Source organism: Pedobacter sp. BS3, from assembly GCF_008274585.1.
Lineage (GTDB): Bacteria > Bacteroidota > Bacteroidia > Sphingobacteriales > Sphingobacteriaceae > Hufsiella_A.
In genome coordinates this window covers 1,044,802-1,064,476 of record NZ_VTRT01000001.1, presented here as the reverse complement: position 1 = coordinate 1,064,476, position 19,675 = coordinate 1,044,802, and the positions used below count along the sequence as shown (strand labels likewise).

Below are 19,675 nucleotides of genomic sequence, written 5' to 3'. Positions count from 1 at the left end.
GCGGGCATCCTTATGCGACCTAAGCTATAACTTTTTTTAAAGAGGTCTCTCCTATTCTGAATTGCTCAATATTTCTATTTCAATACGATAAATGATATAATGTAAACACTATATCGTTTAGGCTGTTATTAGCAATAAACAAATCTGAGATCTATGGAAACTACATTAAATAGCATTGGCAATACACTTGAGGAAGCATTATTACAGGATAACCCCAACGCGAATGTTGAAAGATCAGAACGTATCCTGTCCATCGGCGCCGGCGCTTTTGTGTTTATAAAGGGAATTGGCAACCTGTTCTCTCATCCGCTTTTAGCCTTGGGTGAGCTTGCGCTTGGTGGTGGATTGGTTTACCGCGGAGTTACCGGTTATTGTCCGGTAAAAGCAGCCAAAAATTTGGGGAACGACGCTATTATTGAAGAAACCACCGTAGTGATTGAATAGATAATTTAAGTGAGGATATATGACGTGAGATTAAGTTTTCACGCAAAGCGATATTCAGACTTACGAAGTTTACTTGTCATTTCACATTAAGCTGACTTAAGTTTTAGCGAGGCAATTAGCGTTTGGCCTAACTTAAGCCTTAAAATAATGAAAAAGTTTTAGAACTTTTTGTTGCGTTTGCGGCGTTACAAACGCCGGATAGCTATGCACTCGTTTTGCAAACGAGCGCAAGCGGGATTTCGCTTTGCTCAGAATTAATTGTTTAATTGCTGAATTGTTTCATTGTTATGAGCCGTGAGTGATGTGTGATTACCCGTGACGTAAAACGTATAACTTAAAACCTATAACCTACATCGCTTTCCGGACTATAAACCATGAACCATAAGCCATGAACTATAAGCTATAAAGCCATGAACCATAAGCTACCTTAAACCATCCTCCTTATACCTTTCTCAATTCAAGCCCTCGTATCCTGGTTATGGTAAATGCTCAGGTAACTTTCGTAGCGTGAAGGTTCTATCTCACCATTTTGAACGGCTTTCAGAACAGCGCATCCTGGCTCATTAATATGACGGCAGTTATGAAATTTACAATCGTTCATCCGGCTGCGTATCTCAGGAAAAAAATGGCCCAGTTCCTGGGGCTCGATGTCGATAATGCCTAATTCGCGGATGCCCGGCGTATCGATCAGGTGTCCGCCGAAAGGCAGCTCGAACATTTCAGCAAATGTGGTAGTATGCATTCCCTTATCGTGCCATTCAGAAATTTCGGTTGTACGCAATTGCAGTTCGGGACAAATAGCATTGATCAAACTGGATTTACCCACTCCTGAATGTCCCGAAAAAAGCGTGGTTTTATTTTTAAGCGCCTCCTTAACCGGTTCTATATTGGTATGCTTCAATGCCGAAACATCAAAACAGATATAACCTAAATTCTCATAAATAGTCCTGTATTCGGCCAATACCTCCAGACCTTCATCGCAAAACAGATCCAGTTTATTAAAAATAAGTCCCGCAGGAATATCATAGGCTTCGGCAGTTACCAGGAAACGGTCGATAAACCCCAGCGAAGTGCGTGGAGAAGCCAATGTAACTATCAAAAAGGCCTGATCAAGATTGGCCGCAAGTATTTGCGCTTGTTTTGACAGGTTGATCGATTTACGGATGATGTAGTTTTTACGTTCGTGCAACCGGGTGATAATACCGGTTTGCAGATCGGGCTCCAGTTCAAAATCCACACGGTCGCCTACAGCAATGGGGTTAGTGGTTTGTATGCCTTTGATCCGGAATTTGCCTTTAATACGGCAGTCATAACGTTCACCGGCCTCCGTTTTAACGCTATACCAGCTTCCGGTTGATTTGATCACAAGCCCCTGCATGAGAAAAGTCAAAAGTGCAAAATCAAGATGTCAAAATTGCTCATACAGTATGTACTGAAAATACTACCTTGTTTCTTCACGTAAGGCTTCACGTATTTTTTCGGCTGTAGCCGATAATTCCTCGGGCGTAGGATTCAGCTTTTTACGGCTAAAGTTAATATCATCCATGGTATTAAGCGGTACCAGGTGAACATGCGTATGCGGCACTTCCAGGCCAACAACAGCTATACCAATACGCAGACACGGAACGGCTTTCTTTATGCCCGATGCAACGATCTTGGCAAACATCATCAGGCCGACATAGGTCTCCTCATCCAGGTCAAAAATATAATCCACTTCCCTTTTAGGGATAACCAGCACATGCCCTTCTACCAGCGGGTTAATGTCTAAAAATGCCAGGAACTCCGTTGTTTCGGCCACCTTATACGCCGGAATATCACCCGCCACAATTTTTGAGAAAATACTTGCCATAACTGAATATTAACACGATAAAAGTAGATAAAATAACGCAATAGCTGTAACAATTGTTGATAAGGCGCCGTCAAAATCCGGATATTACCGGTATTTTTATAACATGGCTACACAGATAAGCTATAAGGAAAATATTGCGATGGCGCTGCAGGCTATTAGCGGTAATAAGCTGCGCACATTTTTAACGGCGCTTATTATTGCCATCGGGTTAACTGCATTAGTGGGTATTTTAACGTCTATTGATGCCATCAAAAGCTCGCTGAATAGCACATTTTCCAGCATGGGCGCCAATTCGTTCACCATCCGTAACCACGGCATTGGCATTCGTATTGGCGGTAGCGGTAAAGCACCCAAGCATTATACGGCCATTACGTTTAACCAGGCTATGGATTTTAAGCAACGGTTTACCTTTCCGGCAACCGTATCGGTAAACGTTTTTGCCAGCTATGCATCCACCGTAAAATATGGCGGATTGAAAACCAACCCGAACATTAATGTGCTGGGCGCCGATGAAAACTATATCGTTACCGGTGGTTACAAGCTGGAAGAAGGTCGAAATTTTTCGCAAAATGATATTGATCTGGGCAGTAATGTTGCCATTATCGGTCACGAGATCAAAAACCAGCTGTTTGAGAATAAAAGCCCGATTAATAAAATGATTTATGTGGGAAGCAACAAGTTCCGGGTGATCGGATTGTTTGCCGAAAAAGGCGCCAGTGTTGGCTTTGGCGGCGATAAGGTGTGCGTTATTCCTATTATCAAGGCTAAACAGATCTCTACACAAGCCAATCCATCCTACACCATATCGGTAATGACCTCATCGCCTACGCAGAATGACGCTGCTGTCGGCGAGGCTACTTCCCTGTTCAGAAATATCAGGGGACTGCATGCCGGAACAGAGAATAATTTCGAGATCACCAAAAGCGATGCCCTGGCCCAAACGTTACTGGATAATATTAAATGGGTAACGCTTGCCGCTATCGTTATTGGCTTTATTACACTCGTTGGTGCATCAATTGGTTTGATGAACATCATGCTGGTTTCTGTTACCGAACGTACACAAGAGATCGGTGTGCGTAAGGCGATCGGTGCTACACCATCGGTTATCCGCAGGCAATTCCTGATGGAAGCTATTGTTATTTGCCTTATCGGCGGATTAACCGGCATTATACTGGGTATCGTGATTGGTAACCTGGTGGCAGCGGCACTTAAAGCCAGCTTCATTATTCCCTGGCTATGGATCGGCTTAGGTTTGTGCCTGTGCGTGCTGGTTGGTATAATTTCCGGCTTTTACCCGGCATCCAAAGCCTCAAAATTAGACCCAATTGAAGCGCTACGATACGAATAGAGAAGCAGGAACATAGAATCAAGATACAAGATAAAGAGCATTAACTGCTCCCCTCTCCTTAGGAGAGAGGCCGGGGGTGAGGCTTACAACAACTACCCTAAAACACTGCTTTGGCAATTCTTCGTGTTGGTTCCGGATTGCTCATGGTGTAAAAATGAAGTACAGGTGCTCCTACTTTCACCAATTCCTTGCATTGATTGATCATCCATTCAATACCTACTTCTTTCACCTCTTTTTCAGATTTACAGGCCAGCACCGCTTCGCTCAATTCCTCCGGAATGTCAATATGAAAAATTTTAGGCAGGCTAATCAGTTGTTTGGATGATGTAATAGGTTTTAATCCGGGAATAATGGGCACGTGAATATCATTTTCGCGGCACAGCTTCACAAAATCACAATATTTCTGAATATCGAAAAACATCTGGGTAACAATAAATTCTGCTCCCATCTCTACCTTCTTTTTCAGGAAGCTGAAATCTGTTTTCATGTTCGGAGCTTCGAAATGCTTTTCGGGATAGCCGGCCACACCGATACAAAAGTTGGTTTTATAAGCCTCGTGATCTTCGTGCAGGTATAAACCTTTATTCATGTTAACAACCTGCTCCAGCAAATCGGTTGCATACGCATGTCCGCCGGGTGTGGGAATAAAGCCGGCATCAGCCTTGCGGGCATCTCCCCGCAACACCAGCACATTATCAATTCCCAGGAATTGCAGATCAATGAGGGCGTTTTCCGTCTCCTCTTTGGTAAAACCGCCACAAATTAGATGCGGAACAGCATCTACCTTGTATTTATTCATGATAGCGGCACAAATGGCTACCGTTCCCGGCCGCTTACGGTACGATACTTTTTCCAGCAATCCGCTGGTATGCTGCTTATAAATATAATCCTCACGGTGATAGGTAACATCAATAAATGGCGGATCAAACTCCATCAGCGGGTCAATAGCATCATAAATTTCGTCAATGCACTTGCCCTTTACCGGAGGTAGTAATTCAAACGAGAACAGAGTTTTACCTTTTGCGTTTTGTATGTGTTGTGTTATTTTCATTTAACTGTTGCGGGTTATGAGTTATGGGTTGCGGGTTGTATTCGTCAAACTTTGATAATATTTTATGAAACCATTTAATAATTTCCTGGACACCTCAATCTTTAGCAGAAATTCCTTCAGACTATTCTCATCAATATACCCTAAATCAAAGGAAAGATACAATTGGGTTTCCAATTCATAAACAGAACCTCTTGCATAAAAAAGAATTGAATACTATCTTTAGGATAATTTCTCCCACAGCCTTCAGCAATATTTGAAGGAATCGAAACAGCACACCGCCGCATCTGGCTTATTAATCCATACTGTTCCTCCTTTGGAAACAAAGAAGTGATAGTATAAATTTCTTTAGCTAAAAATCTGGCTGATTTCCAAACATCTAACTCGATATACGATTTATTATCTTTACTCATGATCTACTTGATTCGTCTATACCCATAACACGCAACACATAACTCATAACTAAAAAACTAATAAGCTAAATTCGGCGCCAGCCATTTCTCAACTTCCTCAAGTGGCATGTTCTTACGGATAGCGTAATCTTCTACCTGGTCTTTGGTGATTTTGCCTAAGCCGAAGTAACGTGATTGCGGGTGAGCAAAGTAATATCCGCTAACGGCCGCTGCCGGGTACATGGCAAAGCTTTCGGTTAAGCGCAGGCCGATTTGCTTTTCGGCATCCAGCAAAGCAAATAAGGTAGCTTTCTCGGTATGATCCGGGCAGGCCGGGTAGCCCGGTGCCGGACGTATGCCTTTGTACTCTTCTTTAATGAGCTGCTCGTTGGAAAACTGCTCATCTTTGGCATATCCCCAATATTCCTTGCGTACCAGCTCGTGCATTTTTTCAGCAAAGGCTTCTGCCAGACGGTCGGCAAGCGCTTTCGTCATAATGCTGTTATAATCGTCGTAATTCTTTTCAAACGAAGCGACCAATTCATCACAACCAATGCCTGCCGTAACGGCAAATCCGCCAAAATAATCCTGCTTTCCTGATGATTCAGGTGCAATGAAATCCGCTAAAGCGTAATAAGGTTCGCCGTTCACTTTTTCAGTTTGCTGGCGCAACGTATGAATGACGGCCCCTCCCGGCCTTCCGCCATTTGGCGGGGAGGAGTCCTCCACTTCTAAGACAATATCATCTCCTACCGAATTTGCGGGCCAGAAACCAATAACGGCTCTGGCGGTCAGCAATTTTTCATCAATAATTCTTTTTAGAAGCGCCTGAGCGTCATCAAACAGCTTTTTAGCCTCAGTACCTACCACCTTATCTTCAAATATCCGGGGATAGCTTCCCCGCAATTCCCAGGTATGGAAAAATGGTGTCCAGTCGATGTAAGGGACAAGCTCTTCCAACGGAAAATCGTGAAAAACCTTAGTTCCGGTAAAGGTTGGCGCCGGAGCCAGCGAGCCGTTCAGATCAATCTGAAACCTGTTTTCCCGTGCTTCTGCGATACTTTTATACCGTTTATCAGAACGTTTATTCAGGTGCGCCTCACGAGCTTTGGTATATTCCTCTTTAATGTTGCTGATGTAGCTATCGCGAAGCTCATTGTTCATCAATGTGCTGCACACAGTTACACTTCGCGATGCATCCAGCACATGGATAGCCGGCCCTGAATAATTAGGAGCTACCTTTACCGCTGCATGGATACGCGATGTGGTTGCACCGCCAACCAGCAACGGAATGGTAAAGCCTTCCCGCTCCATTTCTTTGGCAAAATGTACCATTTCGTCCAGCGACGGTGTAATGAGTCCGCTTAAACCAATGATGTCGGCATTAATTTCCCTTGCTTTTTTAATGATATCCTGGGCAGGAACCATTACGCCCATATCTACCACCTCAAAATTATTACAGGCCAGCACCACCCCTACGATGTTTTTACCAATGTCATGCACATCGCCTTTTACGGTAGCCAGCAGCACAAGACCAGCAGCCCCTCCCGACCTCCCCTGCGGGGAGGAGTTAGAGGCCCCTGCCTCTAATTCTTCTTCTTCTTCTTCTGCTTTAATCGACGGGCGTTTTTCCAGAGCATCTACTAACCGATTTAAAACATTATCCGTATCAGCTAAAACCTCATCGTTAGTAAATCTGATTACTTCATAACCTTGATCCTGTAGCCAGGCTGTCCGCTCCTGATCAGACAGCTGATTTTCAGGCAACTGATGGATCAACCCATCTATCTCTATTACCAGCTTGCGATCAAGGCAAACCAAATCGGTTATAAAAGTTCCAATAATATGCTGCCTGCAGAATTTATATCCTTCCAGTTTTTTGCCTTTAACCAACTGCCACATTATGTTTTCTGCTTCTGTTGGCACAGCCCGGTGTTTCAAAGAAAACTCTTTTAAAACAGGATATAGCATTGGATCGGCCGTATGGTAGCCCAGCTGCCCTCCCTTCCCTTTGGGAAGGGCCGGGGATGGGCTTTTTTCCGGCTCCCCTCCCTTAGGGAGGGGTTGGGGGTGGGCTCTTTTTTCTTCTTCAATAAATGGTAGCAGGTAAGCAACTGCCTTTTTCATTACCCGTGCTGATTTTACCACCTGTGGTAAAAACATCTTCCCGGAGCCGAACAGGTCGCCGACAACATTCATCCCATCCATCAGCGGACCTTCAATTACCTGTAATGGTTTGGGATATTTCTGCCGGGCTTCTTCCACATCGGCATCCAGGTATTCAATAATACCCTTTACCAGGGCGTGCGACAGGCGTTCTTCAACTGTACCTTTCCGCCATTCTTCATCCTTAACCGCTTCTTTCCCTTTGGCTTTAACTGTTTCGGCAAATTCCACTAACCGTTCGGTAGCATCTTCACGGCGATTGAGCAGCACATCTTCTACCTTTTCAAGCAGTTCTTTCGGAATTTCCTCGTAAACTTCCAGCATCCCGGCATTCACAATACCCATATCTAAACCCGCCTTAATGGCGTGATAAAGAAATGCGGAGTGCATGGCTTCGCGAACTACATTGTTACCTCTAAATGAGAATGAGATATTAGATACACCGCCGCTCACCTTAGCATACGGAAGATTTTCCTTGATCCACCGGGTTGCCTTGATAAAATCTACCGCATAATTGTTATGCTCTTCTAATCCCGTGGCAACGGTTAGAATGTTAGGGTCAAAAATAATGTCCTGCGGCGGGAAACCTACCTGGTTAACCAGGATGTCGTACGAGCGCTTGCATATTTCGGTACGACGCTCGTAATTATCGGCCTGTCCCTGCTCGTCAAAAGCCATTACTACAACGGCAGCACCAAATTTTAATATTTTGCGAGCGCTTTCAATAAATTTTTCTTCGCCTTCTTTTAACGAAATGGAGTTTACAATACCCTTACCCTGTAAGCATTTTAAGCCACATTCAATGACACTCCATTTGGATGAATCGACCATGATGGGCAGCTTGGCGATATCCGGTTCGGAAGCAATCAGGTTCAGGAATTTGGTCATGGCCGCCTCGCCATCAAGCATGCCTTCATCCATGTTTACATCGATGATCTGTGCACCGCCTTCCACCTGCTGACGGGCAACCGATAATGCTCCTTCGTAATCACCACCCAGAATGAGCTTCGAAAACTTCGGCGAACCGGTAATATTGGTACGCTCGCCAATGTTTACAAATATGCTTTCGGGTGTGATGGTAACCGGTTCCAATCCGCTTAAACGCAGGTATGGTTCCGGGTGCGGTACTTTACGTGGCTGTGCTTTCCGGGCTTTTTCGGCAATACAGCCTATATGCTCCGGCGTTGTACCGCAACAGCCGCCTACAATATTTACAAATCCTGATTCAATAAAATCTTCGACCTGATGAGCGGTTTCGTGCGGTAATTCATCATAAGCACCAAACTCGTTGGGCAGGCCTGCATTCGGGTAAGCTGAAATATAGCATCCTGCCTTTGCAGACAGCTCTTCGATATAGGGACGCATTTCTTTAGCGCCCAATGCACAGTTAAAGCCGATGCTCAGGGGTTTGGCATGCATTACCGAATTCAGAAATGCTTCGGCAGTCTGGCCAGATAAGGTACGACCGGAAGCATCGGTAATGGTTCCGGAAATCATGATTTCAATCCCCTCCCAACCTCCCCCAAGGGGAGGAGTGCATCCTGCAACCTCCCTTCCCTTTGGGAAGGGCCGGGGATGGGCTTTTAATTCTTCTTCATATTGTTTAATAGCATAAATGGCTGCCTTGGCATTGAGTGTATCAAAAATGGTTTCAATGAGCAAAACGTCGGCACCACCATCAACCAATCCCCGTACCTGCTCGTAATACGCGTCAACCAGTTGATCAAAGGTAATGGCCCGGAACCCGGGGTCATTTACATCCGGTGAGATAGAAAGCGTACGGTTGGTGGGGCCAATAGCTCCCGCGACAAAACACACCCTGCCAGGATTAGCGGCCATAAATTCTGTTACGGCCTGCTTTGCAATACATGCTCCTTCATAACTGAGCTCGTACGACAGGTCTTCCATCTGGTAATCGGCCATAGAAATACGCTGTGTACTAAAGGTATTTGTCTCAATAATATCTGCGCCGGCTTTAAGATATTCCAGGTGAATTTCTTTAATGATATCCGGCCTGGTGATGTTCAGCAAATCATTATTGCCCTTTACATCACAGGGATGATCCTTGAACCGTTCACCACGAAAATCTTCCTCACTCAGCCTGTATCGCTGTATCATGGTGCCCATTGCACCATCTATTACCAGAATACGTTTTTTTAACTCTTGTCTGATACTCATTTGTATTGCGTATAGCGTAATGAGTATTGCGATGATTGCCAGTCGTATTAGCACTGCGACACATTATCACAATACGCAATACTCACATCTCAATACTCGTAGGGCTTATCTTCGAAAAGTCCGGTTGCTGGTTTGACTTTCACTTATCTTTTCCGCCAACCGGCGGATAGAATTTAGCACCTTGTTAGCACAGGTTGCTAAGACTTCGCAGGGTCTAATCCCTCCGTCTTTCTTAATAAGCGGTACAAAGGTGCGCAATAAAATACTAATGTGCAAGTGGATAGCTATAAACAAAAAATCCGCATAAACCACGAGGCTTATACGGATTCCTGTTATCGGGAAATTTCTTCTATTTTCTTCTGCCAAATAAGCGCAGCAAGTACAAGAACAGGTTAATAAAATCAAGATACAGGGTTAAGGCTCCCATAACCGCCATTTTTTTGGCCGATGCATCGCCGTACTCCAAACCTGCGCCAATACGTTTCAGCTTTTGTACATCGTACGCGGTTAATCCCACAAAGATGGCCACCCCAACATAGCTTAAAATATAATCCAGCTTTTCGCTGCCCAGGAACATATTTACCACGCTGGCTACTACCAGACCAATAAGCAGCATAATGAGAATAGAGCCAAATTTGGTAAGATCCTGGTGTGTAGTATACCCGGCAACAGCCATCACACCAAACAACACTGCGGTAGTAATAAACACACCTGTAACAGAGGAAGCTGTATAGGCCAGCAGAATAAAACTCAGGCTGATACCTGTTAACGCTGCATAAGCAATAAATAATACCGTTAGTACCGGATAGGATAACCGGTTTAAACCAAAAGACATGAGTAATACAAATGCCAATGGTGAAAATATGGCGATTTTACCCAGCAGCGTTGTACTGCCGGTGTTAAAATCCACCAAGTATTGTATTAATGTAACATCGTTTGCGAAATAATACGCAAAGCCTGCGGATATGCCCAAAGCGGCAAACATCCATAAAAACACGTTGGCTATAAACTTACGTGATGATGCATCGGCATCATCTAACTGGATAACGTTTTGGTAGGTGAAGTCGTTATTCTGATCTTGCATAATATTAAGTCAAAAGTTAAAAATCAAAATTAAAAAGGCCAAGCATACAAGCCGTTCGCAAAGTAAAAATTCAAAAGTTAAAAATCAAAATTCAAAAGTAAAAATGCCGATATACAGGGCTAATTGGTTACCTGGGCTTTTGGATTTTATTTTTGAATGTGCATCACATCAGCCTGCGCTGCAATTGTTCTTCTACCTTTTTAAATACCTGGATGGGTTTCAGGTTACGCCAGGACATATCGTCAAGCTCGCCGCCAAAATTGATATAATAATCGATATTATTCTGCCGGAATTCGTCAACCACATGCTCCCTGAAATTGACACCGGCAATCCAGCCCTCGTCAATCTCCTGGAACCACTCTTCGTAATAACAATCATCCGAAGCATGGAAGTTCAGTACATTCTCACCGATCAGGATAAACTTGTTAATCCCCTCACCGATCATCAGCTCGATCAGCTCACGCTTCAGCAGCATAATATCATTGTAAATGGCATCATTCCACTCGCCTATTAATTCAATAATGGCATAGCCACGATCGTAATCTACAAAAAGCACCTTCAGGTACAGCGTCAACGAACCAAAGGTGTCCCATTGAGGATGAATGTAATAATTATAGATCTGCTTATCGAATTCAAATTCGCTGTATTCTGTTTCATAAAACGGTGAACGTTCATCTTCGGAAGCGATATAATCATCTCTCCACCGGTAATATGGCTCAATCTCGTGCATTCACTAATTCAAAAGTAAAAATTCAAAATTACCTGTCTGCTTCAACCGGACTTAATCCTTATGTTCATACTCGCTTATCGCTTTGCGCACACTGCCATACCGGTCTAACAATTGCTGTGCTTCCTGCTCGTCTAAACCGGTAGCTTCCCTGACCATATCCACTGCCCGTTTTACCAGTTTATGATTGGTCAGCTGCATATCCACCATTTTATTGCCTTTTACATGCCCCAATTGTATCATGGCAGTAGTGCTTATCATGTTTAGTACCAGCTTTTGTGCTGTACCTGCCTTCATGCGGGTAGATCCCGTCACAAATTCGGGGCCAACAATCACTTCGACCGGGAATTTAGCTTCGGCTGCTACCGGCGATCCCTGGTTGCAAACAATACATCCGGTAAGGATGCCATGCCGGTTGGCTGTTTTTAATCCGCCGATTACGTATGGCGTAGTACCTGATGCAGCGATACCGATCAGGAAATCGTTATCATTAATAGCGTACTCCTGCAAATCCTTCCAGGCCTGGGTTTCATCGTCTTCGGCAAATTCCACAGCTTTACGGATAGCGCCATCACCTCCGGCTATAATACCCACAACCCTGTCGAACGGTACACCATACGTGGGCGGGCATTCAGATGCATCTACAATTCCCAGCCTGCCGCTTGTTCCCGCACCTATGTAAAATAAACGTCCACCGGCCTTCATTTTTTCAACCACGGCCTTAACCAGCTTTTCTACTGCCGGTAAAGCTTTTTCAACAGCCAGCGGAACAGTTTTATCTTCATTATTAATACTTTTCAGCAAATCTGCCACCGGCATGTGCTCCAGGTTCTGGTACGCCGACTCCTGCTCTGTAATGCGCTTCATCTTACAAAAATAATCAATTATCAGTGTTAAATGATATTGGAATACATTTTGGATTTAGGATGTTTGATGACTCTGTAAGGCACAAATAATTATTTGTATTTAGCCTTGTCAATGGCTCTGTAAAATTAAAAGGATTGACTATTTTTGTACTATATTAAGAATGCGCCCACAAACGAAGAACAACCTGATCATCGCTGCCTGTTACACTGCCGTATTTATTGTGGGAATGGTTTTTGGCCCCAAATTTTCCAAGGAAAATCACACCACAAAAAACGGAACTTTTCTTCCTTTTACCACACTGACCGGCCGGTCTGAGAAAGTGGATAAGGTGTTACAAATTATAGACAATAATTATGTGGATGCCGTAGCGATTGATACGCTGCAAAACACGGCCATACAGGGAATTTTAAAACAACTTGACCCGCATTCATCGTACCTGCCGCCAAGCGATGCCCGGCTTATGAAGGAAGATCTTGACGGCAACTTTAATGGTATCGGTATTGAGTATTACCTGTTAAACGATACCTTGCTGGTAACCGTGGTAAAACCAAATGGCCCTGCCGATAAAGCCGGGCTAAAAAGAGGCGATAAAATTATCCGCATTGGCGGTAAAAATATTGCGGGTACCGGCGTTACCGCTAATGCCATTGCCGATATGGTTCGGGGGGCACGTGGTTCTACCATAGTGCTTTCGGTAAAACGTGCGGGAAGCAGTGCCCTGAAAGACATCAGCGTAAGCCGCGACAGGATCATTGTAAGCAGCATTGATGTGGCTTACATGCTTAACCACGATACCGGTTATATCAAGATCAGCAAATTTGGTTCGCAAACCGATGCTGATTTTTCTGAAGCGCTGGAGGGATTACTAAAGCAACACATGAACAGCCTGGTGCTTGATCTGCGTGGCAATGGCGGTGGTTATTTAAATGCGGCCACCGCTTTGGCCGATCAGTTTTTGCCAGACCGGAAATTAATTGTTTATACCATGGGCAAACATGAACCGCGGGTAGATTATTATGCTACGGCCCGTGGCGAGTTTGAAAAAGGCAACCTGGTAATTCTGATTGATGAAAATACAGCTTCGGCCAGCGAAATTGTAGCCGGAGCCATACAGGATCTCGACCGTGGAACTATTGTCGGTCGCCGTTCTTTTGGAAAAGGACTGGTTCAGGAGCAGTTTGATTTTGGCGATGGCTCAGCGCTTAACCTTACCGTTGCACGGTATTATACACCATCGGGAAGATCGATACAACGCTCATACAAAGACGGCCGGGATGCCTATTTCCAGGAAATCGGCAACCGCTTTAAAAGCGGCGAAATGACATCGACCGGGCAGCACGTGCTGGATAGCTTCATCAATAAAACCAGGATTTACCGTACTTCTGCGGGCCGTAAAATATATGCCGGCGGCGGTATCATGCCCGATGTTTACGTGCCTGTAGACACCAGTGGCTTTACCGGATTTTATTATGATATATCGTTACGCGGCTTATTGAACGATTTTGTTTTCAGTAATATTTGCCCGAAAATCAACCCGCAAAACCTGGATACCTTCCTGAAAACCTACCAGGTGAGTGATAAGCAATGGCAGCAGATCATAGCCCTGGCTAAAGCCGATCAAATCACAGCCGGCCCTGAAGAGCTTAAACGTAGCCGCCAGGTAATCAGCACCGAGCTTAAAGCGCTGGTAGCCCGCTACTTTTTTGGCGACGAGGGCTATTATCGCGTACTCAATGCCAACGATAATGTTTTGGCACGTTCATTAGAAGTATTGAAAAAGGGTAATTAGATTAAGAACATGTTTAAATTTCATAGATGTGATAATTGTGGATGGACGGTGAAGACACCGTCCCTGGCTTCCTGCCGCTGCTGGTGTCCCCACCAGCAGCAATAAAACCATTGTTTCATGAAATTTAAACATGTTCTTACAAAAAACAAATTCAAATAAAAATTACAATCTTATCTAATATCATCACTTAAGGAATTAATGAGCCTGGCAGAAAGCGCCGGCGCACCGCAATATGAAGGTATCGCTAACATTTTAATGGCTCTGAATCTGATGCAACGTACAGATCTGTGGGAAGATCTTCCTTACTCTGAAGCCTTTTGGGGTTCTGCCAATTTAACTCCCAAGTATGATAATCAGGGAAGATATCTGCAATACCTACCAGGTTCCCTCTGGATTATCCAGCGGCACAACCATTACGATGGAAGCACAAGTAGTTAATAAAAATACGCTGAGTAAATCGGCTACGCTGGCACTAAAAGTGCAATAATTATAGTGTTAAGAGGATGTTTTCAGCTTCACAGGAAGTTTAAAACATCCTCTTATCTTTGTTTCCATGAAATCCCTTTTTCTATCTGTATTAATTTGTATTACGGCTTCGACGGCATTTTGCCAGAAACTGGTTATCATGACCTATAACATCCGCCACGGCGAGGGCATAGATAACAAGGTTGACATTAAACGCATAGCTGCTGTAATTAACCGCTATCACCCGGATATGGTGGCCTTGCAGGAAGTTGACAGTGTTACCAACCGCAATGGGAAGGTAAACCAGATGGAGGAATTGGGAAAGCTTACCGGCATGAATAGCTGCTATGGCAGAAATTTCGTCTACGACGGCGGCTCTTACGGGCTCGGCATTTTATCCCGTTTTCCAATAACCGAAACACGCCAGTTGCGCCTGCCTTATTATACCGATGATGCCAATTCGCCTACCCGGTTATTGTTTGCTGCTACCTTACAGGTTACGCCGGATACCAAACTGCAATTTTGTACGGTGCACCTGGATTACAAAAAGGCATCGCAACGAAAAATACAGGCCGAGGCCCTGCTCAAGCTCATTCCGGATTCAATTCCTGTGGTTTTAGCCGGCGACTTTAACGCTGAACCAACCGAAGAAACCTTACAAATTATCCGCACAGCATTTGAACCCCTTATACCGGGCGATAATACATTTACTTTTCCCGCCGATAAGCCGGGAACCAAAATAGATCATGTTTTCCTGGGGAAGAACTTCCGTTGGATAAACAGGAAACAGCAGGTTATTGATGAAGAACAGGCCTCAGACCACCGGCCGTTACTGGCACGTGTTAAACTGAAAGGTAAAAAGTGATGGCTGATAAGTCCGGAAGTCGGGAAAGTAAGAAAAGACCGGAAGTAAGAAAAGACCGGAAGTAAGAGAGACAAGAATATAGAAACAAGAGACAAGAACGTTTTAAGTTGTACGTTTTACGTAGTACGTTTTAGGTAGAGAGCTAATAAAAACAAGAGCAAAGAAGCAAGAGACAAGAACGGTGTACGGTAAAAGGCGGAAGGTAGAAGGTTTTTGGCGGAAATCCCGTAAACAATTTGATAATGGACAATAGATAATGGACAGTGGATAATGGACAGTGGACAATGGACAATGGATAATGGACAATGTGTGTATGGTTCATGGTGGATAGTCCGGAAAGCGATGTAGGTTATAGGTTTTAAGTTATACGTTTTACGTCACGGGTAATCACACATCACTCACGGCTCATAACAATGAAACAATTCAGCAATACAACAATCCTGAGCGAAGCGCAATCCCGGGATTTCGGGAAAACAATCTCACATCTCACATCTCACATCTCACATCTCACATCTCATATCTCACATCTCATATCTCACATCTAAAATCTAAAATCTAAATACCCGCTAATTCAGCTTATACGTAATATTATTCAGCTTATTGAGCCGCTCCAGGAACTCGTTGCTTGGGAAGATCTTCAGGTTCTTGGCAGGCATATCTACCGCAATGGTTTCCTCAAAATCCAATACACTGAACTTTAAAGCGCAGTTTCGCTGCTGGTTTTGTTCGGTATTGATGCGTACAATTTCGTCAAGCTGCTCAATCAGTCCGCCTGAAAGCTCATGAAGCGGCAATTGGATGGTCAGACATTTGGACATTTTATCGCGAATATCCGATAGCAAAGCAATACTGGTTACCTTAAATTCCCAGGCATCTTTCTGCCGGAAGCGTTCTGAAACCGTACCCCTGATCTGCAGGAAATAACCATCGGTAAAAAACTGCTTCAGCTTGACATAATCTTCGCCGAACAGCACAATTTCATACGTATCCGAATAATCTTCAAACAGCATCGAGCCAAACGGCTTACCAGTTTTGGTGGTACGATGCTGGGCATTAGAAACCAACCCTCCAACAACCAGTTCGCGGTTGCGCAATTTGTTAAACTCTTCAAGCGCATCTTCCTGCAATTCGCCATTTCTAAACCTGGTAATAAGCGCCAGATCACGCACTTTATGCGAACAGAAATTATCCAGCTCAAACTTGTAATTATCCAGCGGGTGACCGGTAAGGTAGATACCAATCACATCTTTTTCGGCTTTAAGCTTTTCTATCAGCCCCCATTCGGGACAATCGGGCAATTGCGGTTCGGGAATATGGGCATCGCTGGTACCCCCGAATAAGGATGCCTGCGATGAGTTAAGCTGATTCTGGTAATCGCTGTTATATTTTATCAGGCGCTCAATGCCATTCATCGCCGCCGGGTCCGGCTTATGAAAATATTGCGCCCGGTGATATCCGAAACAATCAAAAGCGCCGCCATACACCAGGTTTTCGTACACCTTTTTATTTACTGTACGTGAGTTGACCCGCCGGGCAAAATCGCTAATGGAAGTATAAGGCCCATTTGCCTCCCGCTCTTCGATAATACTTTCTACGGCTTTTTCGCCTACGCCTTTTACTCCCGACATCCCAAAACGGATCTCCCCTTTTTTATTCACTGCAAAGCTCAGGTCAGATTCATTGATATCCGGCCCCAAAACGGGGATACCCATGCGGCGGCTTTCTTCCATAAAGAAAGATATCTTTTCGATATTGCTCTGGTTATTTAAAACCGCGGCCATGTATTCTGCCGGGAAATGCGCTTTAAGATAGGCTGTTTGGTAAGCCACAAAGGCATAACAGGTTGAATGCGATTTATTGAACGCATACGATGCGAAGGCTTCCCAGTCCGTCCAGATCTTCTCCAGCTTTTTCTCATCGTGACCTAAGGCTTTGGCGTTTTCAATAAACTGTGGTTTCAGCTTATCCAGCGTTTTACGGTCTTTTTTACCCATCGCCTTGCGCAGCACGTCGGCATCGCCTTTGGTAAAGTTGGCCAGCTTCTGCGACAGCAGCATCACCTGCTCCTGGTACACGGTAATACCATACGTATCGGCCAGGTATTCTTCCATATCCGGCAAATCGTAGCTTACCTGTTCGCGGCCATGCTTACGGGCAATAAAGTTGGGTATATACTCTATCGGCCCCGGACGGTACAGGGCGTTCATGGCGATGAGATCCTCGAACTTATCGGGTTTCAGCTCACGCAGGTACATCTGCATCCCGTCACTTTCAAACTGGAACGTACCGTTGGTATCGCCTCGCTGGTAAAGCTCAAACGTTTTCTGGTCGTCGAGCGGGATGTTATCTATATCAATATCCTTATTATGATTCTGCTTAATGAGCCGCAGCGCATCTTTAATAATGGTGAGCGTTTTGAGGCCCAGGAAGTCCATTTTGATAACGCCGGCATCCTCGATCACCCGTCCGTCAAACTGGGTGACCAGCAGATCAGATTCCTTGGATGTTGCCACCGGAATGATCTCGGTAAGGTCTGATGGGGCAATGATAATTCCGGCTGCATGGATACCGGTATTCCGGATAGAACCTTCCAGCTTCACCGCTTCGGACAATACCTGGCTGAGCACGGTCTCGCCTTTGGCAATTTCGCGAAGCTCTTTCACCCGCTCCAGCGCATCGTTGCTTAAACGTTCTTTATCTTCCAGCGATTTCTCCCCCGAAAGCGGAGCGAACATCACCCGGTCTAACGTGATACCCAAGGTATCGGGAACCAGCTTTTTCAGGCTGCTTACTTCCGGCAAAGGCACATCCAATACCCGGGCAACGTCCTGGATGCTGGTACGGGCCGCCATTGAACCGTAGGTAATGATTTGTGCCACCTGGTTTTTGCCGTATTTATCTACTACGTAATCAATAACCTTCTGCCGGCCAGAATCGTCAAAGTCGGTATCAATATCGGGCATTGATTTCCGGTCGGGATTGAGAAAACGCTCAAACAGCAGGTTATACTTGATGGGATCGATATTGGTTATCCCGATACAATAGGCTACTACCGAGCCCGCAGCCGAGCCACGGCCCGGCCCCACGAATACGCCCAGTTCACGACCGGCCCTGATAAAGTCTGACACGATAAGGAAATACCCGGCGAAGCCCATGATCTTAATGGTATTCAGCTCAAAGTCAAGCCGCTCCTGCACTTCGGGCGTAATATCCTGGTAACGCTTACGGGCACCTTCCATGGTAAGATGACGCAGGTATTCCCACTGGTTCAGCGTATCGTCAGCATGGATCTTAAACTCATCGGGAATGGGGAAATTAGGCAGCAGGATATCGCGTTTCAGTTGCAGATGCTCTACCTTGTCTACAATTTCATTGGTATTATCCAGCGACTGCGGCAGATCGTGGAACAATTGCGCCATTTCGGACTGCGTTTTAAAATAGAACTGGTCGTTCGGGAAACCGAAACGGTAGCCTTTGCCTCCTTCCTCATCAGTAGCGATAGGCGTTCTTTGCATATCGCCCGTATTTACGCACAGCAAAATATCGTGAGCATTGGCATCTTCGCGGTCCACATAGTGCGAATCGTTCGAACAGATGATCTTAACGTTGTACTTTTTGGCAAATTTCAGCAGCACCTCGTTAATAATGCCCTGCTCAGCAATATCATGGCGTTGCAATTCAATGTAATAGTCTTCGCCAAAAATATCCAGCCACCATTTAAATTCTTTTTCGGCTTCCTCCTCACCTTTTTTCAGGATGGCTTGCGGCACCGATGCACCGATACAACAAGTGGTGGCAATAAGCCCCTCGTGGTATTTTAGTATCAGCTCTTTATCAATACGCGGCCACTTGCTGTACAGGCCTTCAATATATCCCAGCGAACATAGCTTAACGAGATTTTTATAGCCTTGTGCATTTTTTGCCAGGAAAAGCTGGTGGTAACGGATGTCTTTATTCTCTTTGGTAAACTGCTTTTTGTGCCGGTCGTCAACTACGTAAAACTCGCAGCCCACAATGGGTTTCACGCCATGCTTGCCGGCTTCGGCCACAAACTTGAACACGCCAAACATATTACCGTGATCGGTTATGGCAAGCGCTTTCATGCCATCGGCGGCGGCTTTTTTATAGAGTTTTGCAATATCGGCGGCGCCGTCAAGCAGCGAAAATTGTGTATGTACGTGTAAATGAGAAAAATCAGGCATCAGCAGATCAGAATTACAACCAATCCAAATTTACCAAAATTTTAATGCAATGGCAGGATGTTGAAAACTTAGAGAAAACAGGAGTTCAGGTAGGTCTGAAAGGGATAACCTATCAGGTAGTTCCAGGATATATTTAACAAAAAAATAATAAACAGCCCAATAAATAAACCTTGTACCTTTATGGGATTAAAACGCTACAGCAAGCGAGCTAAAGTTCATTATCCCATTACAAGTTATTTTAATTTTTATAA

13 protein-coding genes, 2 pseudogenes and 1 riboswitch are annotated in these 19,675 nt (G+C 44.7%); of the genes and pseudogenes, 6 read left to right on the top strand and 9 right to left on the bottom strand.

What is annotated here, in order from left to right:
* Nucleotides 1-153: 153 nt before the first annotated feature.
* Nucleotides 154-444 carry a YgaP-like transmembrane domain gene (locus FW774_RS04510; RefSeq protein WP_149346931.1) on the top strand — a complete coding sequence of 97 codons (291 nt, stop codon included), beginning with the start codon at nt 154-156 and terminating at the stop codon, nt 442-444.
* A 457-nt stretch (nt 445-901) separates the two neighbouring features.
* On the opposite strand, the gene rsgA is transcribed toward FW774_RS04510, so the two are convergent.
* Together rsgA and FW774_RS04500 are read right to left on the bottom strand one after the other, a co-directional pair.
* The gene (rsgA, locus tag FW774_RS04505) at nt 902-1,822 is read right to left on the bottom strand and encodes a ribosome small subunit-dependent GTPase A (RefSeq protein ID WP_149346930.1); all 921 of its coding nucleotides are present in this window, start codon (nt 1,820-1,822) and stop codon (nt 902-904) included.
* Nucleotides 1,823-1,885: 63 nt separating this feature from the next.
* A complete protein-coding gene (locus FW774_RS04500) occupies nt 1,886-2,293 on the bottom strand; it encodes an HIT family protein (RefSeq protein ID WP_149346929.1) in 408 nt (135 codons plus the stop codon).
* Between the two features lie 103 nt (nt 2,294-2,396).
* On the opposite strand from FW774_RS04500, the gene FW774_RS04495 reads away from it, so the two are divergent.
* Nucleotides 2,397-3,641, top strand: coding sequence for an ABC transporter permease (locus FW774_RS04495; protein WP_149346928.1), 1,245 nt, complete (start codon nt 2,397-2,399; stop codon nt 3,639-3,641).
* A gap of 97 nt (nt 3,642-3,738) precedes the next feature.
* On the opposite strand, the gene metF is transcribed toward FW774_RS04495, so the two are convergent.
* The 6 genes and pseudogenes from metF to murQ all read right to left on the bottom strand — a co-directional run bounded on the left by metF (nt 3,739) and on the right by murQ (nt 12,103).
* Nucleotides 3,739-4,692, bottom strand: coding sequence for a methylenetetrahydrofolate reductase [NAD(P)H] (gene metF, locus FW774_RS04490; RefSeq protein WP_149346927.1), 954 nt, complete (start codon nt 4,690-4,692; stop codon nt 3,739-3,741).
* 21 nt (nt 4,693-4,713) lie between these two features.
* A pseudogene (locus tag FW774_RS04485) lies at nt 4,714-5,102 on the bottom strand (four helix bundle protein).
* A gap of 57 nt (nt 5,103-5,159) precedes the next feature.
* A complete protein-coding gene (gene metH / locus FW774_RS04480) occupies nt 5,160-9,425 on the bottom strand; it encodes a methionine synthase (RefSeq protein ID WP_149346926.1) in 4,266 nt (1,421 codons plus the stop codon).
* A gap of 140 nt (nt 9,426-9,565) precedes the next feature.
* Nucleotides 9,566-9,667: riboswitch (SAM riboswitch) on the bottom strand.
* Nucleotides 9,668-9,774: 107 nt separating this feature from the next.
* Nucleotides 9,775-10,509, bottom strand: a complete 735-nt coding sequence (locus tag FW774_RS04475) for a Bax inhibitor-1/YccA family protein (RefSeq protein ID WP_149346925.1) — start codon at nt 10,507-10,509, stop codon at nt 9,775-9,777.
* A gap of 163 nt (nt 10,510-10,672) precedes the next feature.
* Nucleotides 10,673-11,239 (bottom strand): hypothetical protein, encoded by a 567-nt coding sequence (locus FW774_RS04470; RefSeq protein WP_149346924.1) that lies wholly within the window; start codon nt 11,237-11,239, stop codon nt 10,673-10,675.
* 51 nt (nt 11,240-11,290) lie between these two features.
* Nucleotides 11,291-12,103: an N-acetylmuramic acid 6-phosphate etherase gene (murQ, locus tag FW774_RS04465; RefSeq protein WP_149346923.1), complete on the bottom strand. Its 813-nt coding sequence runs from the start codon at nt 12,101-12,103 to the stop codon at nt 11,291-11,293.
* Nucleotides 12,104-12,263: 160 nt separating this feature from the next.
* Here murQ and FW774_RS04460 point away from each other — a divergent pair, with 160 nt between their 5' ends.
* From FW774_RS04460 to FW774_RS04450, 4 genes and pseudogenes are all read left to right on the top strand, one after another.
* Entirely contained in the window at nt 12,264-13,892 is a 1,629-nt protein-coding gene (locus FW774_RS04460; RefSeq protein WP_149346922.1) for a S41 family peptidase, read from the top strand.
* Nucleotides 13,893-14,090: 198 nt separating this feature from the next.
* Nucleotides 14,091-14,192, top strand: a pseudogene (locus tag FW774_RS20605) (hypothetical protein); the annotation flags it as partial.
* Between the two features lie 46 nt (nt 14,193-14,238).
* Complete coding sequence (locus FW774_RS20600; RefSeq protein ID WP_242457742.1) at nt 14,239-14,379, top strand: hypothetical protein; 141 nt, start codon at nt 14,239-14,241, stop codon at nt 14,377-14,379.
* Between the two features lie 66 nt (nt 14,380-14,445).
* A complete protein-coding gene (locus FW774_RS04450; RefSeq protein WP_149346920.1) occupies nt 14,446-15,222 on the top strand; it encodes an endonuclease/exonuclease/phosphatase family protein in 777 nt (258 codons plus the stop codon).
* A gap of 566 nt (nt 15,223-15,788) precedes the next feature.
* Here the strand turns inward: FW774_RS04450 and dnaE are convergent.
* Entirely contained in the window at nt 15,789-19,424 is a 3,636-nt protein-coding gene (gene dnaE, locus FW774_RS04445) for a DNA polymerase III subunit alpha (RefSeq protein WP_149346919.1), read from the bottom strand.
* Nucleotides 19,425-19,675: the final 251 nt, after the last annotated feature.